Raw genomic sequence first — 13,018 nt, forward strand, 5'->3', positions numbered from 1 at the left:
CGAAAGCGATTGTATTTCGCCAATTTTGTGGAAGCCGGAAGCGGAGCATACTTGTGTATGTGAGAACCGGAAGTCCGCAAAATTGGCGGAATGCGATCGCTTGCCGCCGATTTATTTGGGATAAGCTACTCGCTAGAATTTAGGAGGTAGACCAGTTGTTAGATGTGAAAAATTTTGAGTATATGAAAATAGGTCTCGCGTCTCCAGATAAAATTCGTTCATGGTCACACGGAGAAGTTAAAAAACCAGAAACAATCAACTATCGTACGCTAAAACCAGAGCGTGACGGATTGTTCTGCGAAAGAATCTTCGGACCAATGAAAGACTGGGAATGTTCTTGTGGGAAATACAAACGTGTTCGTTATAAAGGCGTAGTTTGTGACCGCTGTGGCGTTGAAGTTACGAAGTCCAAAGTTCGTCGTGAACGTATGGGACACATTGAATTAGCTGCACCAGTTTCGCACATTTGGTATTTTAAAGGTATTCCAAGTCGTATGGGGTTAGCCTTAGACATGTCACCACGTGCACTAGAAGAAGTTATTTACTTCGCTTCGTACGTTGTTACAGAACCAGGCGATACACCACTTGAGAAAAAACAATTGCTATCTGAGAAAGAGTACCGCGTTTACCGCGAGAAATATAGCCAATCATTCCAAGCAGGAATGGGCGCAGAAGCAATCAAGAAACTTTTACAAGACATTCAACTTGAAAAAGAAGTTAATGGCTTGAAAGAAGAATTGAAATCTGCACAAGGACAACGTAGAACGCGTGCGATTCGCCGACTAGAAGTGCTAGAAGCGTTCCGTCACTCAGGCAATGATCCAAGTTGGATGATTCTTGACGTACTACCAGTTATCCCTCCAGAAATCCGCCCAATGGTTCAACTTGAAGGTGGACGTTTTGCAACAAGTGATTTGAATGACCTTTATCGCCGTGTTATTAACCGGAATAACCGTTTGAAACGCTTGCTTGATTTAGGTGCGCCTAACATCATTGTGCAAAATGAAAAACGTATGTTACAAGAAGCAGTAGATGCATTGATTGATAATGGTCGTCGTGGCCGTCCCGTAACAGGACCAGGTAACCGTCCATTGAAATCACTATCGCACATGCTTAAAGGTAAACAAGGTCGTTTCCGTCAAAACTTACTAGGTAAACGTGTCGATTATTCTGGTCGTTCCGTTATCGTCGTAGGTCCGAACCTTAAAATGTACCAATGTGGACTTCCAAAAGAAATGGCTCTTGAACTATTCAAGCCTTTCGTGATGAAAGAACTCGTTGGCCGTGGCCTTGCTCATAACATTAAGAGCGCAAAACGTAAAATTGAGCGTTCTTCACCAGAAATCTGGGATGTTTTAGAAGAAGTAATTCGTGAGCATCCAGTCTTGCTTAACCGCGCACCTACACTTCATAGACTAGGTATTCAAGCTTTTGAACCTACGCTAGTTGAAGGTCGCGCAATTCGTCTTCACCCGCTTGTATGTACTGCTTATAATGCGGATTTCGATGGTGACCAAATGGCTGTCCACGTTCCATTATCTGCCGAAGCACAAGCAGAAGCACGTATTTTAATGCTTGCAGCTCAAAACATTTTGAATCCGAAAGATGGTAAACCAGTTGTAACTCCTTCCCAAGATATGGTGTTAGGTAACTACTATTTGACATTGGAACGTGAAGGCACAGTTGGCGAAGGGACCGTATTCACTGATATTAACGAAGCATTGCTAGCTTATCAAAACGGCTATGTTCATTTGCATACGCGTATCGGTGTTGTTGCAGGATCAATCGATAATGAAAGATTCACTGACAAACAACGCAAACAATTGCTAATTACAACAGTTGGTAAACTTGTTTTCAATACAATTTTGCCACCGTCATTCCCATATATTAACGAACCAACAAGCTACAATTTAGAAGTTGAAACACCTGAGAAATACTTCGTGGATACGAACGTTGACGTGAAGAAACATATTCAAGAACAACCAGTCGTAGATCCATTCAAGAAGAAAATCCTTGGAAATATTATCGCAGAAGTCTTCAAACGATTCCACATTACAGAAACATCTAAAATGTTGGACCGTATGAAAGACCTAGGTTTCAAAATTTCTACGCAAGCGGGTATCACAGTAGGTATCGCCGACATCTTGACGCTTGAAGAAAAGCATGACATTCTTGAAGAAGCGCATGATAAAGTAGAGAAAATCACCAAAACATTCCGTCGTGGTTTGATTACCGATGACGAAAGATACGAACGCGTTATTGCCGTTTGGAATGAAGCGAAAGATGTCATCCAAGGCAAGCTGATTTTGAGTTTGGAACGTTTAAATCCGATTTTCATGATGCAAGACTCCGGAGCTCGTGGTAACATTTCCAACTTTACACAGCTAGCAGGTATGCGTGGTCTGATGGCCGATCCATCTGGACGTATCGTAGAACTTCCAATCACATCGAACTTCCGTGAAGGTCTGACTGTCTTGGAATACTTTATCTCTACCCATGGTGCTCGTAAAGGTCTTACCGATACAGCCCTTAAAACAGCCGATTCTGGTTATCTTACTCGTCGTTTGGTTGATGTGGCGCAAGATGTTATCATTCGTGAATACGATTGTGGCACCGATCGAGGCCTAGAAATTCAAGCAATTCGCGAAGGTACAGAAGTTATCGAGGCATTGGAAGAGCGTCTTGAAGGTCGTTACGCTCGTAAATCGATTAGACATCCAGAAACAGGCGAAGTTATCGTTGCTGAAAATGACTTGATTACAGAAGAGAAATCACGTCTAGTCGTTGAAGCTGGTATCGAAAAAGTAACTATCCGTTCTGCATTCACATGTAATACAAAACACGGCGTATGTAAGAAATGTTACGGCAAAAACTTGGCAACAGGAACAGAAGTTGAAGTCGGAGAAGCTGTTGGTATTATCGCGGCACAATCCATCGGGGAACCAGGTACACAGCTTACAATGCGTACGTTCCATACAGGTGGGGTAGCCGGTGACGATATTACACAAGGTCTTCCACGTATCCAAGAAATTTTTGAAGCACGTAATCCGAAAGGTCAAGCCGTTATTACTGAGGTAGAAGGTGAAGTCATCTCTATCGATGAAGCGCGTGATCGTCAACAAGAAATCGTGATTCAAGGGAAAGATGAAGACCGTCGTAGCTACAGCATTCCTTATACTGCTCGCCTCCGTGTTAAAGTTGGCGATAAAGTAGACCGTGGGGAAGCTCTAACAGAAGGTTCCATTGATCCAAAAGCATTGATTCGCGTTCGCGACGTGCTTTCTGTACAAGAATATCTACTTGCCGAAGTACAAAAAGTTTACCGGATGCAAGGGGTTGAAATCGGCGATAAACACGTTGAAGTTATGGTTCGTCAAATGTTGCGTAAAATCCGCGTAATGGACACTGGTGATACAAACATCTTGCCAGGTACATTAATGGACGTGCATACATTTACAGAATCTAACCGCGACGCATTACTTGCCGGCAAACAACCAGCAACTGGACGCCCAGTGTTGCTAGGTATTACAAAAGCGTCTCTTGAAACAGATTCCTTCTTGTCCGCCGCATCATTCCAAGAAACAACACGTGTTCTTACTGATGCAGCAATCAAAGGTAAAACCGACGAATTGCTCGGCCTGAAAGAAAATGTTATCCTAGGTAAACTGATCCCAGCCGGTACAGGTATCCACCACTACCGCAAACTGAAATCATCCGTACTAGGAAAAGAACAAGAAGTTGCCGACGTAGAAGAAACGACGCATATTTAATTAGATGCTGAACGCGCCCGTTTAGACCTGAAAGCACTTGGAGCCTCCGCAGGAAAAGTCTTCTTTTGACTTTTTCGGAGGAGGTGAAAGTGCCGAAGGTCTGGCGTGTGAAGCTCGATAGACCAAGATGCTGAACGCGCCCGTTTAGACCTGAAAGCACTTGGAGCCTCCGCAAGGAACGAATGCTCACGGTATTCGCACTCATATTGCTACTCTAAGAAAATGATTTTCTAAGAGTAGCAACAAAGTGCCGAAGGTCTGGCGCGTGAAGCACGATAGACCAAGATGCTGAATCTCTTTGTGAAGTTCAGCGGTTAATATTAACAGCCATCCGCGAAATTTCGTTTTTCGTGGGTGGCTTTTTTATTTGTCATAAATAGTGTAAAATAGGTACGTATATGAAAAAGAGGTGAAAGGCTTTGAAAATCGGATTGCGTACCGTAAAAACCGCAGTCGGCGCGACACTTGCCATCCTTATCGCAGAATGGCTTGGCCTCGAATACGCCGTCTCCGCTGGGCTAATCACGGTACTCAGCATTCAAAACACAAAAAAGGGCTCCATACAATTAGCTGTGCAGCGCGTCTATTCGACGATTATTGCCCTAACAATTTCGGCAATATTTTTCCTGCTACTTGGGTTTAACGCTATTGCATTTGGGCTATACTTACTCGTCTTCATTCCTATCGCAGTGCGCCTAAAAGTAACAGACGGCATTGTAGTAAGCTCCGTGCTAGTCACACACATCCTAGTCGAGCAATCACTATCCCTATTCTGGTTCACCAACGAAATGCTCCTCATGGCAGTCGGCGCAGGAATCGGCATCCTCCTAAACCTCTACATGCCAAAAATGGACATCGAGATGAAACAACAACGTCAAAAAATTGAATCAATCATGCGTCAAATTTTCTTCTGTTTCGCGCAAGATTTGAAAAGAGAACCAGTTTACCTAGACGAAAAGAAGCTCATCAAACAATTATCCTCCTATCTTACAGAGGCTAACGAACAATCAAGGCGCCATTTTGACAATCAATTGTTCGCGGATTCACGATATTATATCAAATACATCGATATGCGAACTGTCCAACTCCGCGTCATCAAACAAATGAGTCTTTCTATTCACAGTGTCAGCATCTTAACCAACCACGCTACAAAAATGGCCGAGCTAGTCGAAAAAACCGCCTTATCACTCTCTGAACAAAACCCCGCAGAAGACTTAATCAAAGACGTAAACCAAATCCTAACAGATTTTCGTCAAAGTGAACTACCAAAAACACGTGAAGAATTCGAAGGACGTGCTTTACTTTTCCAGTTTTTAAATGATTTGCGGTATTTATTAGAGTTAAAGCGCGATTTTACACAACAGTTTAAAGAAGATAAAGAATTATTAAAGATTAACGTTAGCTAAGTGCTAGCTTTTGTAATATTTGCTATAATGATGGAAAAAGAGAATTGGGGGAACCAAGGTGCGCAGACAAAAGAAAAGTAGAAAAGGCTTGTGGATCAGTATCATTGTTGCTGTAGTACTAGTTATTGCGGGCGGAGGCGCGTACTATTATTTCATGAATAGCAGTGCCAAGAACGAGAAACTAGCCAACGAAGCAGCAGAAAACTTCACAACCAACATTAAGAAACAAAAGTTCACCAAACTATCCGACGATGTTACCAAACAATCATTAAAACAAAGTGGCTTTACAGCAAAAGAAATGGAAGCGAAGTACGAAACGGTATATACAGGCATCGATGCGCGTGATATCAACGTTTCTAATCTAAAAGTAAGCTATGACGACAGCAAAAAAAAATATAACTTAGCCTACAGTTTAACGATGACAACAACGCTTGGCAAAATGGACAAGCAGAACTATAAAGCGACAATCTCCAGTGAAGACGATAATTGGAAAGTCGACTGGCAGCCGAACCTAATTTTTCCGGGTATGGTGAAATCAGATAAAGTCCGCCTGACAACTGACGAAGCCAAGCGAGGCCAAATCCAAGACGTTAATGGCAAAGGCCTTGCGATAAACAAGAACGTGAGCGAAGCAGGCATCGTCCCAAGTGAACTAGGAGACGGTGAGGCGAAGACCAAAAATCTTGAGGCTATCAGTAAGCAATTTGACATTCCTGTTGCCGATTTGGAGAAGAAACTATCTCAAAGCTGGGTACACGCGGACACATTTGTTCCAATCAAAGTTATAACAACTGGTGCACCTGTGCAAATGACAGGAGTGAGTTACGCAACAATTGAAACGAGATACTACCCACTAAGTCAAGCCGCTGCACATCTAATCGGCTATGTTGGCGAAGTTAGCGCGGAAGACATCGAGAAGAACAAGTTGCTAAACGTCGGCGATTTCATCGGAAAAGCTGGCCTAGAACGCTACTACGACAAAGCACTACGCGGCACAAACGGCGGTAAAATCATCGTTGTAAATGATGACACCAAAGAAGAGACCGTCCTTCAAGAAAACAAGAAAAAAGATGGCGAAACAATTAAACTAACAATCGATAGCACGATTCAGCAAAACGCATTTAATGCACTAAAAGGCGAAGCAGGTTCCGCGACGGTCATTAATCCAACCAACGGCAACCTCGTAGCGTTAGTGAGCTCACCATCTTATGATACGAACCAAATGGTAGCAGGTATTTCTAGCGAAGACTATAAGAAACTCACGGATGACAAAAAACTTCCATTCCTAGCCCGCTATGCCACACGCTACGCACCAGGTTCGACTTTTAAAACAATCACAGCAGCAGTAGGTCTAGGAAATGGTACTACCAAGCCAGATAAAGTTCGCGAGATTTCCGGATTGAAGTGGCAAAAAGACACATCATGGGGTAACTATTTCGTAACCCGTGTTCATGATATTCCGAAAGTAAACATGGTTGACGCATTAGTGAACTCGGATAATATTTATTTTGCCCAAGAAGGTTTAGCAATGGGTGAAACGAAATTCCAAGATGGCTTGAAGAAATTCGATTTTGGCGAAGAATTTGATTTACCATTCAACATGGAACCTGCTCAAATTTCCAATAATGGTATCAAAAAAGATATCTTACTAGCAGATACAGCATACGGCCAAGGCGAACTTCTCATGTCACCAATCCAACAAGCTGTAGCTTACACACCATTCGCGAACAACGGCAAGATGGTCTATCCAAAACTAACCGAAAACAGAAAAAACAAAAGCGGCCAAAGATTCCATGAGCGCAGATACAGCTAATACAGTCAAAAATGCACTCGTGCAAGCTGTTTCCAAACCAGAAGGAACCGCGCATAAACTACAAATCGCTGGCAAAAACATCGCAGCCAAGACAGGAACAGCCGAACTGAAACAAAAGCAAGGCGAAAGTGGTCTTGAAAATGGCTTTCTACTTGCATTCGATAGTGATAATCCACAGTATTTAATGCTAGCTATGATTGAAGGCGTCAACGGCCGTGGCGGTAGTGGCCTTGTCATTGATAAAATGAAACCAGTTATCGAATCGTTCTATAAATAGTCATCCAACCTGAGAGGTCTGCGCGACTTTTCAGGTTTTTTTGAAATTACTTTACTTTCCATTTCGAACGCGGTATAATAAGTGAAATATCAATTCCGAGTAAAACGATGCGAATTGTTAAAAAGGGAGGCACGACCATGACTGCTATTATTGGAATTTCTGCAGCACAACTAAGCGAGCAGATACCGAACACGATTTCACGCAATGGTACATTTGTCGGTGGCGACTACATATCCGTCGTTGCAAAAAGCGGGGCAGCGCCATTTGTTATACCAGTCACGGACGCAAGCCTCGTCACTACTTTTGTCAATCAGATTGATGGCTTGATTTTATCTGGTGGCCAGGACGTTTCCCCGTCGCTATATGGCTCAGAACCAACCGGCAAGTTAGGTCACACATCACACGCCCGCGACATTTTTGAATTAGCACTTTTACAAGAAGCGTTGGCGCAAAAGAAACCGATACTAGCAATTTGCCGCGGCGCCCAGCTTTTAAATATTGCATTTGGAGGCACGTTGCATCAGGATACGAGCTACATGGAGCACACGAACTTGTCACATATGCAAGAAGTAACTGCGACCACAGCGACGCATTCCGTGCAAATCGCACAAACATCACGACTTTCAAAAATGTTAGGTAATACAGCGCAGGTCAACTCTTTTCACCACCAAGCAATCGATGCATTAGGCGCGGGCCTTCACGTAAGTGCCACAGCCCCAGATGGTGTCATCGAAGCAATCGAAAAGCCTGGCGCACAATTCGTCATCGGCGTCCAGTGGCACCCAGAATTAATCGCCGAAACCGACATTGGAATGCAACGCCTTTTCCAAGAGTTCATAAAAAGCGCCGAACATAGCGCTATCAAACAATTTTACAATGCAACGCCAATAAATTTTAAAAAGAGAGCTACATTACGTTAGCAAAAGGGAGGAAACAACATGAAAAATGGGATACTTATCACGATGATTCTACTGCTCGGCGTCGTTATCGCGGCATGCGGAGGTAGTAAAGGGGACAAGCAACAAGCAAGCACTAGCGAAACAAAACAAGCAATCAAAGTCACGTCCGCAGGCGAAATCGCGACACTCGACAGCGCGCTGTACAGCGACACATTCAGTTCAGATGCCATCGGCCAAATTTCCGAAGGCTTATACCGCGTCAATCCCGATAACGAGGCAGAATTAGGCATCGCTAAAGCCGAACCAACCGTGAGCGCTGACAAAAAAGTATACACATTCCAATTACGCGATGACGCCAAATGGTCAAACGGGGACCCAGTCACGGCCGCCGACTTCGTTTACGCATTCCAAAAAGTCGTCAACCCAAAAACAGCATCCCCAAGCTCCAACCAACTCGACGTTATCAAAAACGCGAATCTCATTCGCAACGAAAAAGCAGAACCAAGCACATTAGGCGTTAAAGCCATAAACGACAAAACACTTGAAATCACACTAGAAAACCCAATTCCATACTTACCAAAACTACTAACCGGCACACCATTTTTGCCACAAAATGAAAAATTCGTTACATCTAAGGGCTCTAAATACGGCACATCCGCAGACACCGTCCTATCCAACGGTCCTTTCCTATTAAAAGACTGGTCAGGAATCGGCACATCGTGGACATACATCAAGAATAAAGACTACTGGGATGCCAAAAACGTCAAACTAAACAAAATAGCCACTCAAGTCGCTAAAGACACAGGCGCAGGCGTCAATCTCTACGAAACAGGGGCTGTCCAATACACCGCTCTAACCGACGAATTCGTCCAAAAATACAAAAACGACAAAGCCTATCATTCCGATTCCAAATCACTAATCGGTTATCTCGGATTTAACGAAGACCGCGCATCTACCGGCAATGTTCACCTGCGCAAAGCACTATCCATGGCATTCGACAAAGAAGCCTACACAAACACAATACTCGGCGACGGCTCCAAACCACTAAACGGCTACATTCCTGCCGACTTCGCCAAAGACCCAGCAAACAACAAAGACTTCCGCGCTGAAAATGGTGACCTAGTAACATTCGATCCAGACAAAGCAAAATCAGAATGGACAACAGCTAAAAAAGAACTCGGCGTTGACAAACTAACTTTAGAAATCCTATCATCCGACACCGAAGTCTCCAAGAAAACCGTCGAATTCCTACAAAGCGAAATCCAGAAAAACCTACCTGGACTCACTATCAAACTAAAAAGTGTCCCATTAAAGAACCGTCTAGCCCTTACAACAGCTGGCGATTATGACATTTTCTATGGTACATGGTCACCAGACTACAGTGATCCGATCAACTTTTTAGAAGTTTATCAATCCGATGGCGGTCTTAATTTTTCGAAATATAAGAGCAAGACTTATGACGCGGGGCTAAATGCGGTTAAGAGCACATACGCGACTGAGCCAGAGAAACGCTGGAATGAAATGCTGGCACTTGAGAAGCAACTCATCCAAACCGATGCCGCTATTGCACCATTTTATCAAGGCGCAACAGCATACTTGCTAGACCCGAACGTGAAGGCGTTCAAATCTATCCATTTGGTCGAAATATCTCTTACCGACTAGCTTACGTCAAAAAATAAGTAATTTGAAAGAAATAGCTAGAGCAACCGAATCCAAACGGCTGTTTTAGCTATTCTTTTTAAGCGGGAAGATATAATCGAAACCCTTGACAACATCACCGGATAAGTGTTATTATATCAAAGGTGCCTCTCTCACTTGTGTTGAGGTATAGAAAATAGAAGCTGTTGCTAGGGGAACCTATCAGCAATTTTATTTTAAAGAAAAAATGAACCACCTGGATGTGTGGCTCTACAAATTCCGGAAGGAGGAAACCAAAAAATGCCTACAATTAATCAATTAGTTCGCAAACCGCGTCAATCTAAAATTCAAAAATCAGATTCTCCAGCACTTAACAAAGGCCTGAATACTTTCAGAAGATCATTAACTGACGTTTCATCTCCACAAAAACGTGGTGTATGTACTCGTGTCGGTACAATGACTCCGAAGAAACCTAACTCAGCGCTTCGTAAGTATGCCCGTGTACGTTTGACAAACGGTCTTGAAGTAACTGCTTATATCCCAGGTATCGGACACAACCTACAAGAACATAGTGTAGTACTTATTCGCGGAGGACGTGTTAAAGATTTACCGGGGGTACGTTACCATATCGTACGTGGTGCTTTAGATACAGCTGGTGTTGAAAATAGAGGACAAAGCCGTTCTAAATACGGAACGAAAAAACCTAAGAAATAAACTAAACTCATTAGAAAGGAGGATATCCAATGCCTCGTAAAGGTCCTGTTGCTAAACGTGACGTATTGCCCGATCCGATTTATAATTCGAAATTGGTAACACGTCTAATCAATAAACTTATGATTGATGGTAAACGTGGTAAAGCACAATCTATCATCTATTCAGCTTTTGATATCATTGCACAAGAAAGTGGTAAAGATCCTATGGAAGTATTTGACGAAGCAATCAAGAACATCATGCCAGTTCTTGAAGTTAAAGCTCGCCGTGTCGGTGGTGCTAACTATCAAGTTCCGATTGAAGTTCGTGCTGATCGTCGTACAACACTAGGTCTACGTTGGTTAGTTAACTATTCACGTCTACGTGGAGAGAAAACTATGGTAGAACGTCTTGCACACGAAATTCTTGACGCATCTAACAATACTGGTGCTTCCGTTAAGAAACGCGAAGACACACACAAAATGGCAGATGCAAACAGAGCATTCGCTCACTATCGCTGGTAAGATTTTTCTTATCCGCACAAACCGGGCAACAATTGCTGCCTAACTAAATCGTTAATAATGGAAGGAGAAATACCCATGGCTAGAGAGTTCTCCTTAGAAAAGACGCGTAATATTGGTATTATGGCACATATTGATGCTGGTAAAACCACTACTACAGAGCGTATCCTTTTCTATACAGGGCGTATTCATAAAATTGGTGAAACACACGAAGGCGCATCCCAAATGGACTGGATGGAGCAAGAGCAAGAACGTGGTATCACGATCACATCCGCTGCGACAACTGCGCAATGGAAAGGTCACCGCGTAAACATTATCGATACTCCTGGACACGTAGACTTCACGGTTGAAGTTGAACGTTCACTACGTGTATTAGATGGTGCTGTTGCCGTTCTTGATGCACAATCAGGTGTTGAACCACAAACAGAAACAGTTTGGCGCCAAGCAACTACTTACGGGGTTCCTCGTGTAGTATTTGTTAATAAAATGGATAAAATCGGTGCTGACTTCTTGTATTCAGTAGGTACATTACATGACCGTCTTGATGCAAATGCACACCCAATCCAATTACCTATCGGCGCAGAAGACACTTTTGAAGGTATTATTGACTTAGTTGAGATGAACGCTTTGTATTATCTTGATGATGTAGGAAATGATCCTGAAATCCGTGAAATCCCAGCTGACCTTAAAGATCAAGCTGAAGAATATCGCGGCAAGCTAATTGAAGCTGTTGCAGATTTAGATGAAGATCTTATGATGAAATATCTGGAAGGCGAAGAACCTACAAAAGAAGAATTGAAAGCTGCGATCCGTAAAGGAACACTAGCTGTAGAATTCTATCCTGTTGTATGTGGTACAGCATTCAAAAACAAAGGTGTACAACCGATGCTTGATGCAGTACTTGATTATCTTCCAGCTCCTACTGATGTTCCAGCTATCAAAGGTATTTTACCAGATAGCGAAGATGAAGCAGAACGTCATGCAAGTGACGAAGAGCCATTCTCATCATTAGCATTTAAAGTTATGACTGACCCTTATGTTGGTCGTCTTACTTTCTTCCGCGTTTACTCAGGTACTTTGAACTCAGGTTCTTACGTTCAAAATTCATCTAAAGGTAAACGTGAACGTGTAGGTCGTATCCTACAAATGCACGCGAATCACCGTGAAGAAATCGATATCGTTTACTCTGGTGATATTGCTGCAGCTGTAGGTCTTAAAGATACTACAACTGGGGACACTCTATGTGATGAAAAGAATCAAATTATCTTAGAATCTATGGAATTCCCAGAACCAGTTATCTCGGTTGCGATTGAGCCTAAATCAAAAGCAGACCAAGATAAAATGGGTCAAGCTCTTGCGAAACTTGCAGAAGAAGATCCAACATTCCGTACAGAGACTGACCAAGAAACTGGTCAAACAATCATCTCTGGTATGGGTGAGCTTCACTTAGACATCCTTGTAGACCGTATGAAACGTGAATTCAAGGTAGAAGCTAACGTGGGTGATCCACAAGTTTCTTACCGTGAAACATTCCGCCAATCTGCTCAAGTCGAAGGTAAATTCGTTCGTCAATCAGGTGGTCGTGGACAATATGGTCACGTTTGGATTGAATTCAGTCCTAACGAAGAAGGAAAAGGCTTTGAGTTCGAGAACGCTATCGTTGGTGGTGTTGTTCCACGTGAATACATCCCAGCAGTTCAAGCAGGTCTTGAAGGTGCACTAGGAAATGGTGTGCTTGCAGGATATCCGCTAATCGATATTAAAGCGAAATTATATGACGGATCTTACCATGATGTCGATTCCAATGAAATGGCCTTTAAAGTGGCTGCTTCTATGGCTCTTCGTAACGCGGCTAAGAAATGTAATCCTGTCATCTTGGAACCAATGATGAATGTTGAAGTAATTGTACCTGAGGATTACCTTGGAGACATTATGGGTAACATCACATCTCGTCGTGGTCGCGTAGATGGTATGGAAGCACGCGGTAACGCTCAAGATGTTCGT

The 13,018-nt window shown here is 43.0% G+C and carries 7 protein-coding genes and 1 pseudogene; all 8 read left to right on the top strand.

Annotation, left to right across the window (positions count from 1 at the left end):
• Positions 1–155 precede the first annotated feature (155 nt).
• On the top strand, positions 156–3,770 hold the full coding sequence (gene rpoC / locus PRIP_RS00165) for a DNA-directed RNA polymerase subunit beta' (RefSeq protein WP_036098856.1): 3,615 nt from the start codon (positions 156–158) through the stop codon (positions 3,768–3,770).
• Positions 3,771–4,189: 419 nt separating this feature from the next.
• On the top strand, positions 4,190–5,176 hold the full coding sequence (locus PRIP_RS00170; protein ID WP_036098857.1) for an aromatic acid exporter family protein: 987 nt from the start codon (positions 4,190–4,192) through the stop codon (positions 5,174–5,176).
• A 58-nt stretch (positions 5,177–5,234) separates the two neighbouring features.
• Positions 5,235–7,266 (top strand): annotated as a pseudogene (gene pbp4 / locus PRIP_RS00175) (penicillin-binding protein PBP4(5)).
• Between the two features lie 137 nt (positions 7,267–7,403).
• Positions 7,404–8,186, top strand: a complete 783-nt coding sequence (locus PRIP_RS00180) for a gamma-glutamyl-gamma-aminobutyrate hydrolase family protein (protein ID WP_052008644.1) — start codon at positions 7,404–7,406, stop codon at positions 8,184–8,186.
• Positions 8,187–8,204: 18 nt separating this feature from the next.
• A complete protein-coding gene (locus PRIP_RS00185) occupies positions 8,205–9,827 on the top strand; it encodes a peptide ABC transporter substrate-binding protein (RefSeq protein WP_206538178.1) in 1,623 nt (540 codons plus the stop codon).
• Positions 9,828–10,103: 276 nt separating this feature from the next.
• Positions 10,104–10,517 carry a 30S ribosomal protein S12 gene (rpsL, locus tag PRIP_RS00190; RefSeq protein ID WP_036088138.1) on the top strand — a complete coding sequence of 138 codons (414 nt, stop codon included), beginning with the start codon at positions 10,104–10,106 and terminating at the stop codon, positions 10,515–10,517.
• Positions 10,518–10,546: 29 nt separating this feature from the next.
• Positions 10,547–11,017, top strand: a complete 471-nt coding sequence (gene rpsG, locus PRIP_RS00195; RefSeq protein WP_036088137.1) for a 30S ribosomal protein S7 — start codon at positions 10,547–10,549, stop codon at positions 11,015–11,017.
• Positions 11,018–11,092: 75 nt separating this feature from the next.
• The coding region (gene fusA, locus PRIP_RS00200; protein WP_036098858.1) for an elongation factor G at positions 11,093–13,018 on the top strand (1,926 nt) is incomplete at its 3' end.

The organism is Paenilisteria riparia FSL S10-1204 (assembly GCF_000525995.1).
Taxonomy (GTDB): domain Bacteria; phylum Bacillota; class Bacilli; order Lactobacillales; family Listeriaceae; genus Listeria_A; species Listeria_A riparia.

Coding starts and splice junctions, on each gene's coding strand:
- PRIP_RS00185 (WP_206538178.1), top strand. CDS start 8,205: ATGAAAAATGGGATACTTATCACGATGATTCTACTGCTCGGCGTCGTT.
- PRIP_RS00180 (WP_052008644.1), top strand. CDS start 7,404: ATGACTGCTATTATTGGAATTTCTGCAGCACAACTAAGCGAGCAGATA.
- rpsG (WP_036088137.1), top strand. CDS start 10,547: ATGCCTCGTAAAGGTCCTGTTGCTAAACGTGACGTATTGCCCGATCCG.
- rpsL (WP_036088138.1), top strand. CDS start 10,104: ATGCCTACAATTAATCAATTAGTTCGCAAACCGCGTCAATCTAAAATT.